The sequence below is a fragment of the Comamonas sp. HJ-2 genome (genome assembly GCF_053615495.1).
Genome location: NZ_JBSIFD010000009.1, coordinates 108,974 through 124,710, shown reverse-complemented (window position 1 = coordinate 124,710; position 15,737 = coordinate 108,974). Strand labels below are relative to the sequence as shown.

General features: G+C 59.0%; 11 protein-coding genes and 2 tRNA genes. 8 read left to right on the top strand and 5 right to left on the bottom strand.

Going from position 1 to position 15,737, the window contains the following annotated elements:
* The first annotated feature begins 54 nt into the window (after positions 1 to 54).
* From rpoC to ACWGXF_RS08520, 7 genes are all read left to right on the top strand, one after another.
* Positions 55 to 4,278: a DNA-directed RNA polymerase subunit beta' gene (gene rpoC / locus ACWGXF_RS08550; RefSeq protein ID WP_003065685.1), complete on the top strand. Its 4,224-nt coding sequence runs from the start codon at positions 55 to 57 to the stop codon at positions 4,276 to 4,278.
* 207 nt (positions 4,279 to 4,485) lie between these two features.
* Positions 4,486 to 5,871 (top strand): 16S rRNA (cytosine(967)-C(5))-methyltransferase RsmB, encoded by a 1,386-nt coding sequence (gene rsmB / locus ACWGXF_RS08545; RefSeq protein ID WP_039050753.1) that lies wholly within the window; start codon positions 4,486 to 4,488, stop codon positions 5,869 to 5,871.
* Between the two features lie 43 nt (positions 5,872 to 5,914).
* Positions 5,915 to 6,484 carry a DUF4390 domain-containing protein gene (locus ACWGXF_RS08540; RefSeq protein WP_034362111.1) on the top strand — a complete coding sequence of 190 codons (570 nt, stop codon included), beginning with the start codon at positions 5,915 to 5,917 and terminating at the stop codon, positions 6,482 to 6,484.
* Positions 6,484 to 8,805 carry a sensor histidine kinase gene (locus ACWGXF_RS08535; protein WP_256629622.1) on the top strand — a complete coding sequence of 774 codons (2,322 nt, stop codon included), beginning with the start codon at positions 6,484 to 6,486 and terminating at the stop codon, positions 8,803 to 8,805. Before ACWGXF_RS08540 ends, ACWGXF_RS08535 begins: the two co-directional genes overlap by 1 nt.
* A 39-nt stretch (positions 8,806 to 8,844) precedes the next feature.
* The gene (locus ACWGXF_RS08530) at positions 8,845 to 9,510 is read left to right on the top strand and encodes a response regulator (RefSeq protein ID WP_003065673.1); all 666 of its coding nucleotides are present in this window, start codon (positions 8,845 to 8,847) and stop codon (positions 9,508 to 9,510) included.
* A gap of 85 nt (positions 9,511 to 9,595) precedes the next feature.
* A tRNA-Phe gene (locus ACWGXF_RS08525) sits at positions 9,596 to 9,671 on the top strand.
* A gap of 174 nt (positions 9,672 to 9,845) precedes the next feature.
* A tRNA-Phe gene (locus tag ACWGXF_RS08520) sits at positions 9,846 to 9,921 on the top strand.
* A 340-nt stretch (positions 9,922 to 10,261) separates the two neighbouring features.
* Here the strand turns inward: ACWGXF_RS08520 and ACWGXF_RS08515 are convergent.
* Positions 10,262 to 10,549 carry a GIY-YIG nuclease family protein gene (locus tag ACWGXF_RS08515; protein WP_144267105.1) on the bottom strand — a complete coding sequence of 96 codons (288 nt, stop codon included), beginning with the start codon at positions 10,547 to 10,549 and terminating at the stop codon, positions 10,262 to 10,264.
* A 33-nt stretch (positions 10,550 to 10,582) separates the two neighbouring features.
* Positions 10,583 to 10,801, bottom strand: coding sequence for a hypothetical protein (locus tag ACWGXF_RS08510; protein WP_256629623.1), 219 nt, complete (start codon positions 10,799 to 10,801; stop codon positions 10,583 to 10,585).
* Positions 10,802 to 10,865: 64 nt separating this feature from the next.
* Between ACWGXF_RS08510 and ACWGXF_RS08505 the strand changes: the two genes are divergently transcribed.
* Complete coding sequence (locus ACWGXF_RS08505; RefSeq protein ID WP_087863581.1) at positions 10,866 to 11,111, top strand: hypothetical protein; 246 nt, start codon at positions 10,866 to 10,868, stop codon at positions 11,109 to 11,111.
* 113 nt (positions 11,112 to 11,224) lie between these two features.
* Here ACWGXF_RS08505 and ACWGXF_RS08500 read toward each other — a convergent pair whose 3' ends face one another.
* The 3 genes from ACWGXF_RS08500 to ACWGXF_RS08490 are packed head-to-tail and all read right to left on the bottom strand — an operon-like array spanning position 11,225 to position 15,719.
* Positions 11,225 to 11,935, bottom strand: coding sequence for a hypothetical protein (locus tag ACWGXF_RS08500; RefSeq protein ID WP_087863582.1), 711 nt, complete (start codon positions 11,933 to 11,935; stop codon positions 11,225 to 11,227).
* Positions 11,935 to 12,684 (bottom strand): TPR end-of-group domain-containing protein, encoded by a 750-nt coding sequence (locus ACWGXF_RS08495; protein WP_256629624.1) that lies wholly within the window; start codon positions 12,682 to 12,684, stop codon positions 11,935 to 11,937. The genes ACWGXF_RS08500 and ACWGXF_RS08495 overlap by 1 nt, the downstream gene beginning before the upstream one ends.
* Positions 12,685 to 12,704: 20 nt before the next feature.
* On the bottom strand, positions 12,705 to 15,719 hold the full coding sequence (locus ACWGXF_RS08490) for a tubulin-like doman-containing protein (RefSeq protein ID WP_034377950.1): 3,015 nt from the start codon (positions 15,717 to 15,719) through the stop codon (positions 12,705 to 12,707).
* Positions 15,720 to 15,737: the final 18 nt, after the last annotated feature.

Sequence of the window (15,737 nt, the reverse complement as noted above, 5' to 3'; positions counted from 1 at the left end):
CAAGGCAAATCCAGCGGTGGCTGCAATGATTTTTGACGAAAAGGAAAGAGTTACATGAAATCGCTACTCGACCTGTTCAAGCAATTTACGCCTGATGAGCATTTCGATGCCATCAAGATCGGCCTGGCCTCGCCCGAGAAGATCCGTTCCTGGTCTTTCGGCGAAGTGAAGAAGCCTGAAACGATCAACTACCGTACTTTCAAGCCCGAGCGTGATGGTCTGTTCTGCGCCAAGATTTTTGGCCCGATCAAGGACTACGAATGCCTGTGCGGCAAGTACAAGCGCCTCAAGCACCGCGGTGTGATCTGCGAGAAGTGCGGCGTTGAAGTCACACAGACCAAGGTGCGTCGCGAACGCATGGGTCACATCGACCTGGCCGCGCCCTGCGCCCATATCTGGTTCCTGAAGTCCCTGCCTTCGCGCCTGGGCCTGGTGCTGGACATGACGCTGCGCGACATCGAGCGCGTGCTGTACTTCGAAGCCTATGTGGTGACCGATCCCGGCATGACTCCGCTGAAGAAGTTCAGCATCATGACCGAGGACGACTACGACGCCAAGCAACTCGAGTACGGTTACGATGAGTTCACCGCCAAGATGGGCGCGGAAGGCATCAAGGACCTGCTCGAAGGCATCGACATCGACGTCGAGATCGAGCGCCTGCGCAACGATCTGACCGGCTCCGAAGTCAAGGTCAAGAAGAACGCCAAGCGCCTGAAGCTGCTCGAAGCGTTCAAGAAGTCCGGCATCAAGCCCGAGTGGATGGTGATGGAAGTGCTGCCCGTGCTGCCTCCCGATCTGCGTCCTCTGGTGCCTCTGGACGGTGGCCGTTTCGCCACTTCCGACCTGAACGACCTGTACCGCCGCGTCATCAACCGCAACTCTCGTCTGCGTCGTCTGCTCGAGCTCAAGGCTCCTGAAATCATCGCGCGCAACGAAAAGCGCATGCTGCAGGAAGCCGTGGACTCGCTGCTGGACAACGGCCGTCGCGGCAAGGCCATGACGGGCGCCAACAAGCGTGCCCTGAAGTCTCTGGCCGACATGATCAAGGGCAAGAGCGGTCGTTTCCGTCAGAACTTGCTGGGCAAGCGCGTGGACTACTCCGGTCGTTCCGTGATTACCGTGGGTCCTTACCTCAAGCTGCACCAGTGCGGTCTGCCCAAGCTGATGGCGCTGGAGCTGTTCAAGCCCTTCATCTTCGCGCAGCTCGAGCAGCGCGGCATTGCCACGACCATCAAGGCTGCCAAGAAGGAAGTGGAAGCCGGTACGCCCGTGGTGTGGGACATCCTTGAAGAAGTCATCAAGGAACACCCCATCATGCTCAACCGTGCGCCTACGCTGCACCGTCTGGGTATCCAGGCTTTCGAGCCCATCCTGATCGAAGGCAAGGCCCTGCAACTGCACCCGCTGGTCTGCGCTGCCTTCAACGCCGACTTCGACGGTGACCAGATGGCTGTTCACGTGCCTCTGTCTGTGGAAGCGCAGATGGAAGCCCGCGTGCTGATGCTGGCCTCGAACAACGTGCTGTTCCCCGCTTCGGGCGAACCCTCCATCGTTCCTTCCCAGGACGTGGTGCTGGGTCTGTATCACGCCACGCGTGAAAAGATCAACGGCAAGGGCGAAGGCATGGTGTTTGCCGACCTGATGGAGCTGCAACGCGCTCTGGATGCCGGCGAGACCGAGCTGCACGCCAAGATCAGCGTGCGCCTGACCGAGTGGAACAAGAACAAGGAAACCGGCGAATTCGAGCCCGTGACCTCGCTCGTGGAAACCACCGTGGGCCGTGCCCTGCTGTCTGAAATCCTGCCCAAGGGCCTGGCTTTCAGCAACATGAACAAGGCGCTGAAGAAGAAGGAAATCTCCAAGCTGATCAACGCCTCCTTCCGCAAGTGCGGTCTGAAGGCCACGGTCGTGTTTGCCGACAAGCTGCTGCAAAACGGTTTCCGTCTGTCCACGCACGCCGGTATCTCGATCTCCATCGACGACATGCTGGTGCCTCCGCAAAAGGCCGACATCCTGGCCCGCGCAGAGTCCGAAGTGAAGGAAATCGAGCAGCAGTACGTCTCGGGTCTGGTGACCTCCGGCGAGCGCTACAACAAGGTGGTGGACATCTGGGGCAAGGCCGGCGACGACGTGTCCAAGGTGATGATGGACCAGCTCAAGGTCCAGAAGACCACCGACCGTCACGGCAACGAAGTCGATCAGGAATCGTTCAACGCGATTTACATGATGGCCGACTCCGGCGCCCGTGGCTCCGCAGCGCAGATTCGTCAGCTGGCCGGTATGCGTGGTCTGATGGCCAAGCCTGACGGCTCCATCATTGAGACGCCTATCACCGCGAACTTCCGCGAAGGCCTCAACGTGCTGCAGTACTTCATCTCGACCCACGGTGCCCGTAAGGGTCTGGCCGACACGGCGCTGAAGACGGCTAACTCCGGTTACCTGACTCGTCGTCTGGTGGACGTGACGCAGGATCTGGTCGTGAACGAACAGGATTGCGGTACCTCCAACGGCTATCTGATGCGCGCCATCGTCGAAGGCGGTGAAGTGATCGAATCCCTGCGCGACCGCGTGCTGGGCCGTTCGACCGCCGAAGAAGTGCTGCACCCCGAAACCCGTGCCGTGCTGGTGCCTGCTGGCACCCTGCTCAACGAAGACACCATCGAAGAGCTGGAAGCCCAGGGCGTGGACGAAATCAAGGTGCGTACGGCTCTGACCTGCGAAACCCGTTTCGGCCTGTGCGCAACCTGCTACGGTCGCGACCTGGGCCGCGGCGGCCTGATCAACCTCGGCGAAGCCGTGGGTGTGATCGCTGCCCAGTCCATCGGCGAACCCGGCACGCAGCTGACCATGCGTACCTTCCACATCGGTGGTGCCGCTTCGCGTGCCGCCATCGCCTCGAGCGTGGAAGCCAAGTCCAATGGTGTCATCGGCTTCAACAGCACGATGCGCTATGTGTCCAACACCAAGGGCGAGCTGGTGGTGATTTCGCGTTCCGGCGAGATCGTGATCAGCGAAAACGGCCGCGAGCGCGAGCGTCACAAGGTGCCTTACGGCGCCGTGCTGACCATCAAGCCCGATGAAGCCATCAAGGCCGGCAAGATCCTGGCGAACTGGGACCCGCTGACCCGACCCATCATTACCGAATACGCCGGTCAAGTGCGTTTCGAGAATGTGGAAGAAGGTCTGACGGTGGCCAAGCAGGTCGACGAAGTGACCGGTCTGTCCACTCTGGTGGTGATCGACCCCAAGCGTCGTGGCTCTGCCAAGGTGGTGCGTCCCCAGGTCAAGCTGATTGACGCCAACAACCAGGAAGTCAAGATCCCTGGTACCGACCACGCCGTGACGATCGGCTTCCAGGTCGGCGCCCTGATTCAGGTGCGCGACGGCCAGGACGTGGGCCCCGGCGAAGTGCTGGCCCGTATCCCTGTGGAAGGCCAGAAGACCCGCGACATTACCGGTGGTCTGCCCCGTGTGGCCGAACTGTTCGAAGCCCGTACGCCCAAGGACAAGGGCACTCTGGCCGAGATGACCGGTACCGTGTCCTTCGGCAAGGAAACCAAGGGCAAGATCCGCCTGCAGATCACCGATCTGGAAGGCAAGGTCTGGGAAGAACTGGTGCCCAAGGAGCGCAACATTCTGGTCCACGAAGGCCAGGTGGTGAACAAGGGCGAGTCCATCGTTGACGGTCCTGCCGATCCTCAAGACATCCTGCGTCTGCTGGGTATCGAAGAGCTGTCGCGCTACATCGTGGACGAGGTGCAGGACGTTTACCGCCTGCAGGGTGTGAAGATCAACGACAAGCACATCGAAGTGATCGTGCGTCAGATGCTGCGTCGCGTGATCATCGAGAACTCCGGCGATACCACCTACATCCAGGGTGAACAGGTCGAGCGTTCCGAGGTGCTCAACACCAACGAACAGATGCAGAAGGAAGGCAAGCTGCCTGCCACGTACTCCAACGTGCTGCTGGGCATCACCAAGGCTTCGCTGTCGACCGACTCGTTCATCTCTGCGGCTTCCTTCCAGGAAACCACCCGTGTTCTGACCGAAGCTGCCATCATGGGCAAGCGCGACGAGCTGCGTGGCCTGAAGGAAAACGTGATCGTGGGTCGTCTGATCCCCGCCGGTACCGGTCTGGCCTATCACCAGGCTCGCAAGGCCAAGGACGAAATGGACGATGCCGAGCGTCGTGCCATCGCCGAAGCCGAAGAAGCCGAGCTGGCCGGTGTGCTGGCTGATGACGTCGAAGCACCTGCTGGCGACGCCTCTGCCGACTAAGCATGGCACTGGGCCGCGGCCGGCAACGGCTGCGGTTCGCTGCTGATGCACCGCGCTCCCGCTCTGCCTTGTGCAGACGGGAGCGTTTTTCATTGATCAAGACACGACTTGCGCAAGCTCGGATCAGACATGGTGTTTTCTCGATAGAAATGCCCGCTGTGCATCCTGGTCTGCGTCAGTTCTACAAGATTTTCAGGTCTGCTCTTCATGACTTCCAAGCCTTCCCAACCCAAGAACGCCGCTGCAGGTGCTGCCGTGCCCAACGCTCCTGCCCTGTGGCAACAGCTGGATGCAGTGGCCAAAGCCTTGCACGGCATCCTGGGTGGTCAGTCCAGCAAGGCTGTGCTGGCACAGGTGCCGCAGCGCTTGCGTCCGGGAGTGCAGGCCTTGCTGTTCCAGGTGCTGCGCAATCTGGGGCGTGCCCAGGCGCTGCAAAAGCAGCTGGCGCCGCGCCCACCGGCACCCAAGGTCAGTGCCTTGCTGAGCACGGCGCTGGCACTGGCCTGGGATGAGACCCAAGCCCCATATCCGCCCTTCACCCTGGTCAACCAGGCCGTGGAAGCCGCCAAGAACGGCGCGGCACGCGCGCAGTCCGGCTTCATCAACGCCTGCCTGCGCCGCTTTCTGCGCGAGCGTGATGCCCTGGTGAGCGCGACCGATAACGATCCCGTGGCCGTCTGGAATCACCCTGCATGGTGGATTGCCCGGCTCAAAAAAGACCATCCCCAAGACTGGCAGACCATTTTGGCGGCCAACAACGCCCAGCCGCCCATGACGCTGCGGGTGAATGCACAGAAAAGCACTCCAGCCCAGTATCAGAATGCGCTGCAGGCGATGAACCTGAAGTCGACCGCAGTCGCCGAATGCGGTCTGCAGCTGGAGCAGGCGGTGCCTGTGCAGGAGCTGCCGCAGTTTGAAGAGGGATGGGCCTCGGTGCAGGACGGCGCGGCGCAGGCCGCTGCACCGCTGCTGCTGGCCGGCTTGCCCGAGCCTCAGGGCCGCCCGCTGCGTGTGCTGGATGCCTGTGCTGCGCCCGGCGGCAAGACTGCCCATCTGCTTGAGCGCGCTGCGCCCGGCGGCATCGAAGTCACGGCCCTGGAGATCGACCCCGAGCGGGCTCGCCGCATCGGTGAAACCTTGTCGCGCCTGGGCCTGAAGGCCAAGGTGCTGGTGGCCGATGCGTCCGCTCCCCAGGCGTGGTTCGAATCGCAATGTGGCGGTCAGCTCTTCGATGCGATCTTGCTCGATGCGCCTTGCACGGCATCTGGCATTGTGCGTCGCCAGCCCGATGTGCGCTGGCTGCGCCGTGAGAGCGATGTGGCCCAGCTGGCAGACATCCAGTCCAGGCTGCTCGATACCCTGTGGCCGCTGCTGCAGCCCGGCGGCCGCATGGTCTATTGCACCTGCTCGGTCTTCAAGGCCGAGGGCGATGCCCAGATGCAAGCGTTTCTTGCGCGCAACACTACGGCGGCCAGCTTGCCTGCTCCGGGTCATTTAATTCCCGGCAAAGCTGCCAAACACGATTCCGTGGCAGACAATCCCCTGGGTGACCACGACGGCTTTTTTTACGCTCTGCTGGAAAAATTGCGCTAACGCTGTAGCGGGGGCCTTGCGGCGTGCGGCCCGTGCAGCTTCGCTGGTGCTGGCGCTGTCCCTGGTTTTCGTGCTGGCCCGGGCCGATACCGTGCCGCCGGATATCAGCTCCATGCAGGTCACGCGTACCGACGAGGGGGTGTTTCTCTCGGCCAATCTGCAGTTCGAGCTGCCCGGTCAGGTTGAAGATGCCCTGCGCCAGGGCATTCCCATGTATTTCATTGCCGAGGCTCAGGTGCAGCGCGAGCGCTGGTACTGGTCCGATCAGCAATTGGGCGTCGCCACCCGCTATTACCGCATTACGCACCAGCCGCTGACCAGGCGCTGGCGTTTGCATATCTCCAATTCCGCCTTCACCGGCGGCAGCGGCACCGGACTGGCGCTGGGCCAGTCCTACGAGCAGCTGGAGGATGCCATCGCAGCCATTCAACGCATTTACCGCTGGAAGATTCTGGACTCCGGCCAGCTCGGCTCCACTTCCGGCGTCTCGGTGCAACTGCGCTTTCGCGTAGATCTGTCGTCCCTGCCCAGACCTTTGCAGATTGGGGCTCTGGGGCGCTCGGGCTGGAATCTGCAACTGTCGCGCACCCAGACGCTGGAGGCCGCTCCCTGATGGCTGACATCAAGCTCCCGGACGGCGAAGCCGGCGGCTCTTCTGCCGCGCGCTGGTCGCGCGCCACACGCTGGGCCGTTGGCACGGGCGTGGCGCTGATGGTGGTGGTGGGGGTGCTGCTGCTGTTCCTGCTGACCCTGGCCACGAATAACCGGCTGGCCTATGAGCGCAACTACAACTGGCTGTTTGCCGCCAATGTCGTTGTGGCCGGATTGCTGCTGCTGGTGCTGTTCTGGGGCGGCTTGCGCCTGGCTCTGAGGCTCAGGCGCGGGCGTTTTGGCAGCAAGCTGTTGCTCAAGCTGGCGGGCATCTTCACCCTGGTGGGTTTGCTGCCGGGCTTGTTGATCTATGTGGTGTCCTACCAGTTCGTCTCACGCTCCATCGAGAGCTGGTTTGACGTCAAGGTCGAGGGGGCCTTGTCTGCGGGCGTGAGCCTGGCCAGTGCCACACTGGATACCGTGGCCAATGACATGGCCAACAACACACGCACGGCAGGCCTTCAGCTGTCTCAGACTTCGGATGCCGGGGCGGCACTGATGCTGGAGCGCATCCGAGATCAGATCGGTGCCTCCGATGTGGTGCTCTGGAATGCATCAGGCAAGGCCATTGCCAGTGCCGGTCAGTCTCAGTTCAGCCTCGCGCCGGAGCGGCCCAACACCCAGCTGCTGCGCAACTTGAGGGAGCAGGGCGGTCAGCGTGCCGTGGCCAGCATCGAAGGCCTGGATGATGCCGGCGACGTGCCTGCCGATCAGGCCGCGGCCAACGCCAAGGTGCGCACACTGGCGCTGGTGCCCAGCTCGGCAGTGAATCTGTTGGAGGAGGCGCGTTATCTGCAGGCCACGATTCCCTTGCCGCAAGCCCTGGTCAGCAATGCCCTGGCCGTGCAGGAGGCTAATCGCGAGTATCAGGAGCGAGCACTTGCTCGCGGTGGACTGCAGCGCATGTATATCGGCACTCTGACGCTGGCGCTCTTTCTGGCCGTGTTTGGGGCCGTGGTGCTGGCCGTGGTGCTGGGCAACCAACTGGCCAAGCCCTTGTTGTTGCTGGCCCAGGGCATGCGGGATGTGGCGCGTGGCGATTTGCGCCCCAAGCCTGCGCTGCAGAGCAAGGACGAGATTGGCGGGCTGACGCGCTCTTTTGCCGTCATGACCCAGCAACTGGCCGACGCACGCTCCGACGCTAACCGCAATCTGCTGCAGCTCGATGCGGCGCGGAGCAATCTGCAGACCATTCTGGACAACCTTACTTCGGGCGTCATCGTGCTCGATCGCTCCGGACGCATCGTGCTCAGCAATCCCGGTGCAACACGCATTCTGCGCGCGCCCATGGCGGTGTTCCAGGGCAAGCGCCTGCGCGATGTCTCGGGTTTGCAGGACTTTGCGCGCGTGGTGCAGGAACAGTTCGAGATCTTTCTCGGCGATGCTTCGGCCGAGCAGGGGCGCGACCGCTGGCAGCAGGTCTATGAGCTGGACGCGGGCAACGGCAACGGTGATGTGGTGCACAACACCACCAGCCTGGTCATGCGCGGCGCGGAGCTGCCCGACGACCAGCGCCTGCTGGTGTTTGACGACATCTCGGAGATCGTCTCTGCCCAGCGCGCACAGGCCTGGGGCGAGGTGGCGCGCCGCGTGGCGCATGAGATCAAGAATCCGCTGACGCCGATTCAGCTGTCTGCCGAGCGTCTGGCGATGAAGCTGACCGACAAGCTGCAGCCTGCGGAGCAGGCGCTGCTGGCCAAATCCGTGAAGACCATCGTCGATCAGGTGGGGGCCATGAAGCGTCTGGTCGATGAGTTTCGTGAATATGCACGTTTGCCGGCTGCCAATCTGCAAGCGCTGGATCTGAATGCACTGGTCGCTGAGGTGCTGCAGCTCTATGGCGAAGAGAATGCGGCGGTGCGTGTGGAGGCATCGCTCGACGAAGCCTGTCCGCTGATTCAGGGCGATAGCCAGCAATTGCGTCAGGTCATCCACAATCTTTTGCAAAATGCGCAAGATTCCACGGCGCAAAGAGCGCAGGAAACAGGGCAGACTCCAGGATCCGTCACCATCGAAACCCGCTGGATGGACACGGCCCAGCGTGTGCGCCTGAGCATCAGCGACAGTGGCACAGGTTTTGCTCCCAATATTCTTCAAAGAGCCTTCGAGCCCTATGTGACCACCAAGTCTCGCGGCACAGGTCTGGGTTTGGCCGTGGTCAAAAAAATCGCCGACGAGCATGGCGCAAGAGTGGACCTGGGTAATCGAGAGGAAGACGGGGTAGTGCAAGGCGCGCGAGTGTCGCTATCATTTGTACCTAACGACCGTGCGGGGGCGGCTTGATCCCACTTCGCACAAGGCATAGCAACAGGCTTTAGACACATGGCAAACATACTAGTGGTCGACGACGAACTGGGGATCCGGGATTTGTTGTCGGAAATCCTCAACGACGAAGGTCATAGTGTGGACGTGGCGGAGAACGCCACGCAGGCACGCGTATCCAGGGCAACCCACAACTACGATCTGGTGCTGCTGGACATCTGGATGCCGGACACCGACGGCGTCACCCTGCTCAAGGAATGGGCCACGGCCGGTCAGCTCACCATGCCCGTCATCATGATGAGCGGTCATGCGACCATCGAAACGGCCGTCGAGGCAACGCGCATCGGTGCACTGTCATTCCTCGAAAAGCCCATCACCATGCAGAAGCTGCTCAAGGCGGTGGAGCAGGGGCTGGCGCGAAGCACGGCCAGCCAGGGCTCGGAAACTGCAGCGCATGCCAGCAACGGCACGGCTCCATCGGCCGTGGTCAGCATCACGGCCCAGGCGGCGGAAGACAATCTGCCCAACTCGCACCAAGGCTTCGATCTCGACCGCCCCCTGCGCGAGGCGCGCGACGGCTTTGAAAAGGCCTATTTCGAATTCCACCTGGCACGCGAAGGCGGCTCCATGACGCGCGTGGCCGAGAAGACCGGCCTTGAGCGTACCCATCTGTATCGCAAGCTGCGCCAACTGGGCGTGGACCTTGGACGCAATCGCCGCGGATAATTTCCAAAAAATTCGCAGTTTTCGATTTGGGCTCCAAAAGTGTGCCTATAATCGTGGCTTCAGCACTCAAGGGTGTTGAAGAAAAGGCCCGGTAGCTCAGTCGGTAGAGCAGAGGATTGAAAATCCTTGTGTCGGCGGTTCGATTCCGTCCCAGGCCACCAGATTCAAAGCCCCGGATCAGCAATGATTCAGGGCTTTTCTGCATCCGGACCTGCTTTTTCGGTGGCATTGCAGACCAAGCGAATGCTTGGGGCTGGAATGCCCAGGTGGGGCAGGATGCAGAAAAATATGCCTATAATCGCCGCTTCAGCAAATTCAAGTTGCTGGACAGCACAGGCCCGGTAGCTCAGTCGGTAGAGCAGAGGATTGAAAATCCTTGTGTCGGCGGTTCGATTCCGTCCCAGGCCACCAAACATGAAGCCCCAGATCAGCAATGATCTGGGGCTTTTCTGTCTGTACCTGAGGAAAGAAATCCTCGGTTCCCGGTGCAGTGCCGAGAAAGGCGTGCTCTACGCCACGACTGCATTGCAGCGATTGCTGCCGGTGGTCGTGGGCCACCAAATGAAGCTGCCCGGCGAGAAACAGCCATTCGGCCTGGAGACAGGCTCCGCTCTGAATGGTTGCGCTACGAGGTGCTGCGACCGTAGGACATAAGATACCGGTTTGCGCTGTGCTAATGGCAGCTTCTTTTCTTAATGACCTCACATTCCAGGTGCCACTGCAGATGCCCCCGGAAAGGTGGCTAGGAGGCTTAGCCAATCGCCCTGTTGCGGGTCATTCCGAACCGGCGGCTGCCGAGCGCTACCTTCCAATAGCTCTCCCGCGCTTCGGCCTCCGGCTTTGTGATGCCCAGGTGCAGCGTCTCCAGCAAGGTGAACCTGAACTCGCTGTCACAACCCGGCGCCTCATGCAGCTGTCGAATTAATTCCTGGTTGTCGCCATGCCCGGTACGGGCGTAGTCGCTCCAGCGCTGCCGCACGCCGCACTCACCGCTGGCGGATCCGACATACTGCTGGCCTGTGCGCTCGTCCGTGATCAGGTAGACGCCACAGACATTGCTAAGCTCCCGCTGCTAGGCAACATCCTGCATCGCGAGCCGTAGTTCTGCCATGATGAGGCTGACGCTGCTCAATGCCTTGAACGGAACCGGAGGCGCCTTGGATAGCGCAACCGGATAGTTGTTCTCCCGACGAAGGACCCGACGCCAGCTGACGGCAGGCTCGCCCCACTTGATCTCCAGCTTGACCGCTTCAACCTTGAATTCCCGGCTGAACTGTCGTCTCGTCCCCATAAACCACCTCCGGTTTCATCTTCCACCTTAACAAGGTGTCTTTGAAACCGGCAGCAGCCCACTGATGACTCCTGATGATGAAAGATTAAGCGAGAGCGAGGCGCTTTTGCAATGGCTGCAACGGCAAAGCTGGAATACGTTTGCCTTGCGCGATGTGTACAGGCTCGGTCCAAAGTTTGTACGTAGTGCATTCAAGGCGAGAGCGCTGTTGCAGACTCTGGAGCAGCACTTTGGGGTCATCAAATCGGATGAGGAAATCATGAGCCTTGACGGGAAGGCGTGCAAGGAAAGTTACCTGCTTCGGCCATAGCACCGCCTAGAAAGAGCCTGAGGGGGCGACATCGCGACATGCGCGACCTCTGGCTCTCCTGCTAGAAACGATGGCGCTTATGTATTCGGTTGCGGATGTCCTGCGAGAGCTTCTCAGGGCTTGGATTGCCACCGCAGCTTCAAAACCTCAAGACGCGGGTCTTGAATGAGCAGGGCAAACGCTGGCTCAGCCTCAATGTCTTTCCATTGAGCTTCTGTGTTTTCGAGGGCCGAGGAGAGCGCTCGAATGGCTTCATCTGTGCGGCCTTGTTGCACCAAATCAAGCGCACGGGTGAAGTTTGTGAATTTTGTAGGGTGGGGAGTGAGACCTGACGAGGGTGGGAGTGAGGCCGTAAAGGGGAGAGAAGTTGGCTCGGTGTGATTGAGTGCACGAGGCGTTTGAGGTGGTGCGTCTGCTTGGTTCAGTCGGTGTTTGGTGGATGACCTCTGTTGGACGTCGCTTTGTGCAACAGACGGAGTGAGTTGGCGCTGATAGTAGATGCGGTCACCCAAGATCGGCATGGAGAAGTACATCCTGTTCTCGTTTTCAAAATTGAAAACGAGGCCGACCCCTAAAGACGTTTGAAGAGTGACTTCGTTGCCATCAACCTCTACAGCAGTTAAAGGAATCGGCTCCAAGTCAGTGCTCAAGCGTAGACTTTTGGCGTCGATTTGCAGATCAGGGCCAATAGGTAGCTTGAGACCGTAAAGGCGAAAGTTCTCAGCTACCCAGTGACCTTCAACTACGCGAGAGTCAAGGCCTTTCCCGCAGGCCGCCAGAGCCAGTAGGATGGTAAGTGGCAGCGCATGCAGGAGTTTTTTCATCACACGTTTTTGCGGTAGATAGTCAACAGTTCTTGAAACTTTGGCAATTTGCGAAGAGGGTCAATGTCGGTATCTTGATCCATGGCGTCAAAGTGCTTGAAGCCAGCCATGAACGAGGCTTCCATGTGCCGCAGCGCTTCTTCTGGGTGGTTCTGGCGCAGATGTACGATAGCCAAGTTGTAGTAGATCAATGGCTCAGTGGCATCGCGCTCCTTTGCTTGTTGAAGCTCCTTCTCTGCTCCGCTGAGGTCACCTTGTCCCATCTTGGCGACTGCAGTTTTGATCATTTCGAGAGCTGCCGAACGAGCCGCTTTTCTCTCAGCTTCGCTGAACTCACCATGGCGCAACTTTTCATCAGCTTCACGGCGCGCCAATGATGTTTCTGTATCAGATGGTGCCAGGCCGCCAGAAGATGCTTCCGCAGTGGGTATTGCCACTTTTTCGTCTACAACGACTTCAGGGGGAGGGGGGGCTGCGGTGATGCTCTGGGCAGGTTTGCTGCCCAGCAAATACCATGCGGCTCCGCCAGCGATAGTGACGACAGCAAGGCCTGCTGCAATCATGGGGCCTAGCTTCGTGGAGGACCCGCCTTTCTTGCCACTCCCACTGCCGCCACTTCCTTCGACAAGCTCTAGTGCGCAACCGCAGTCGCTGCACTTCGGGTCGTTGAGCATGGTTTCGCTTTTGACATACTCGCCGCTATTAGCCACAGAGCAGTCACCAATGGACTTGCATTTGTATTGATACATGATTTTCTTTTGTAATGGATTTAGGCAGTGGCTTCAGCACGGATGCCGGCCAACTCCTTGATTTGGGGAATCATGGCGCGCAGTTCTTGATACTGGGCATCTTCTGCGTTGTGGTTGGCCTGCTCCAGGCGCGCATTAACGTGCTTCACAAACTGCTGGTAAAGCTCATCTTTTTGATCTTTGTGAACGAAGTCGCGGGTGATGCCGGCCTTGACGGCTGCTTCAATGCTTTGTTGCAAGGCGGGCGACTGTTCGTTTTCCCAAACCTTTTCCCAAGAGCTGCCACCGTCCAAGACATTGATGCAGATGAGGCCGTCAGCGTCGGTGGTTTGAATAAACCACTCTGGTATGCCTGTTGTGGGGTTCTCGCGGCTCTTGAGCAAGCCCATCAAGCGTGCCAGCATCAAAAATGGCTTGCGCTGTCGGCGTGCTTGCAGTTGCACGCCTGTAGGGGCGAAAAGAGGAGGGAGTTTGCTGCCGTCACCTTCACCATGCAGTAGCACCTGTTCGTCAGGAATCTTGCATAGGCCGTCGTAATGGCTCTTCAGGAAGCTCATGGCATCCACAAAGCGAGCGGGCATGAGGGACGATACTTTGATGATGACAATCTCGTTGCTCAGCGGGCCTTCAATAACTGCCGCGTTGGAAGCACCTGCATCTTTCTGATCAATAAAGAGCTTTTGTAGGTGATGGCGGAACTCGCGCTGTTCCTCGCACTCTGGCAGCATCACGCAGATTGCTTGTTGAAGCCCCGCACTAGCGGATTCGTTGCCAGGTACGCGGCGCTCAATTTCTGCCTTATTGAACGTCACCATATTGCCGGCTTCGCGGTACAGGTCGGCAACAAAGTGGTTCAGCGGTTGAGAGTCCACAGCGTACTGGCGAGAGAGGCGCTCAATGATGTTGACATGCATCACGGGAGAGCTTTGCGCCAGTTCAGTGTGCGCGGCATCGGTGATCTCACCGGCTTGCTGCGACAAGGTGGCAATCAGGTTATTAAGGTTCAGGCGAGCGGCCAGCTTTTCAAAGCTATCTACCTCGACACCTGCCAGCGCCACAATAGCTTTACGTACGCGTTGCGTGCGCTCAATTTGGCCGCGCTCATCCAGAGTCATGCGGCGCAGCAGATCGCGCACGGCATTCATTTCAAAGATGCGGGTTTGGCAGACCTCTTCCTTGTCGGTGCGCAGACGGTTGTTTTGCTCGGTACGGATGCTGTCGGTAGCTTCGCTCAGTTGCACATGAATTTGATCAATCTTGCCGCGCAAGACAGTCAACTCATCGAGCAGAAGGGGGATGAGACGGTGCCCGAACATATAGCCTTCGCGCCAAGTGTTCTTGGAGAAAAGCAGTTGCAGTTTTTCGCGTGCTTCTGCGAAGCGCGTATCTCGTTTGTCGGTGAAGAGACGCCCCAGCGTGCCAACGTCGTTGAAGTCTTTGACCAGGCGCTGCAAATCTTCTTCGAGGCGTTGCATGGCCGCCAAGCTGGTTTGGGCCTTGTCTTCAAACTCCTTCTTGCGCTGCGTCAGGTCATTCAAAATCGCATCGACGTACTGGCGCAGTTGAAGCAAAGACAACTCGCCAATATTCCAGCGGCTGAAGAAGTCACGCTCAATTTGTCTGGCGATGTGGCGAGCCATCTCCAGGCGTGCTTGAGACTTGATTTCGTAGAACTTGCGCACGCCGCCCAAACGACGGAAGGTTTCGTCATAAACACTCGACAAGCGCACGCGAAGTGAGCGAATCCACTCTGCTTCCTTGATGGTCTTGTCGGCCTTAATCTGCTCCTCCAAGGTGGCGGCGACTTGGGGCCAGTACTCGTCAATCAGTTTCCAGCCAGCCTTGGCATCGTCTTCCAAAATGCCTCGATCCAGCGTGAGGTGAGCATCACTGATGAGCAGGTTTTCGCGGGCATCAGGTTTGCGAACTTCAGCTCCCCAGTCTTTGTAGACGGGCTCGTCGGCAAAGCCTTCTCCTTGGCGGAAGTTGTTGAACATCAGCTGTCGGGTTGCTTGCTCGGCAAAGCCGTAAGCCAGATATTCCTTGATTTCGTGCTCAGGAACCACGACGCGCTTGATGCCAAAGCTCATAAATAGCTTTGCACGCGCGGCTTGACCGTCATCCATTTCAATGAAATTGGTGTCGTTCTCGCCCTTCTCAATACGGTCTAGGGCTTCCCAGCGCTTATTAAGCGTTTTCTGGTACAGAAACTCCGCAATGATGTGAGGTACATCATCTTGTACGCCGAAGCGCACACGGTTTTCATTGATGTTATTCACCAAATAACAGCCATTGAAGTACTTCGAAGCGCTCATGCGCGAGCCGTCGAGAACGTTGACCGGGTGGTAGCGGCGCGCAGCCATGGCGTTGAGCTCAGAAATCGCCGCATAGCCGTTAGCGTAGTAAGTGCCAAAGCCAGAAACAGATTTGACCCAAGTCGATCCCTCGTCAGGCAGCAGTGCGTACACGAGGATGCGGAAGTCTGCATCATTGGGACGTAGGCGGCGCAATTGAGCCACGGTGTCCGCTACAAATCCACTACCTGTGCCGCCTGCCAGACCGCAGATGACGTGGATAGTGGCTTGCGCAGTTTTACTGCTGCTTTCCAGTGATTGCAGGCGCTCTTCCAGCAACTGCGAAATCATGCGGGCGTTTTGAGCAAACACCAAACGGCCAAGCTTACGCTTTTGTGCAGCCCCTGCTGTGCCTGAATCAATGAAATCAAAAACCTTGCGCGGTTCAATCCACTCCTTCATGCCGGGATAGGAGTCTGGATCTTGCAAGATCGGGCGTACGCCGCTGGCGGTATATATGCCAATCTGAGCGCGCGCCAGCGAGCAGTCTTGCCCCAGAACGGTCCATTGATCGGTTTCGTGAAGCAGGCCTTCAGAGGTGTCTAAATAGACGTATTCAAAGTTGGCTTCCGAGGGGCTAACGCCATTTTCATCAGTATGGGTCTTGACGATTTTGCGAAGTGCGCGGACGACTTTGCCGCCGGTGCCGCCCAAGCCAACGATGAGGTGATTGTTTGACATGTGTTTTTAATAGAGATG

Excerpts from the sequence above, each read along its gene's own strand:
- ACWGXF_RS08500 (WP_087863582.1), bottom strand. The coding sequence starts at position 11,935 with ATGAAAAAACTCCTGCATGCGCTGCCACTTACCATCCTACTGGCTCTG.
- ACWGXF_RS08530 (WP_003065673.1), top strand. The coding sequence starts at position 8,845 with ATGGCAAACATACTAGTGGTCGACGACGAACTGGGGATCCGGGATTTG.
- ACWGXF_RS08490 (WP_034377950.1), bottom strand. The coding sequence starts at position 15,719 with ATGTCAAACAATCACCTCATCGTTGGCTTGGGCGGCACCGGCGGCAAA.
- ACWGXF_RS08535 (WP_256629622.1), top strand. The coding sequence starts at position 6,484 with ATGGCTGACATCAAGCTCCCGGACGGCGAAGCCGGCGGCTCTTCTGCC.
- rsmB (WP_039050753.1), top strand. The coding sequence starts at position 4,486 with ATGACTTCCAAGCCTTCCCAACCCAAGAACGCCGCTGCAGGTGCTGCC.
- ACWGXF_RS08495 (WP_256629624.1), bottom strand. The coding sequence starts at position 12,684 with ATGTATCAATACAAATGCAAGTCCATTGGTGACTGCTCTGTGGCTAAT.
- ACWGXF_RS08505 (WP_087863581.1), top strand. The coding sequence starts at position 10,866 with ATGACTCCTGATGATGAAAGATTAAGCGAGAGCGAGGCGCTTTTGCAA.
- rpoC (WP_003065685.1), top strand. The coding sequence starts at position 55 with ATGAAATCGCTACTCGACCTGTTCAAGCAATTTACGCCTGATGAGCAT.
- ACWGXF_RS08510 (WP_256629623.1), bottom strand. The coding sequence starts at position 10,801 with ATGGGGACGAGACGACAGTTCAGCCGGGAATTCAAGGTTGAAGCGGTC.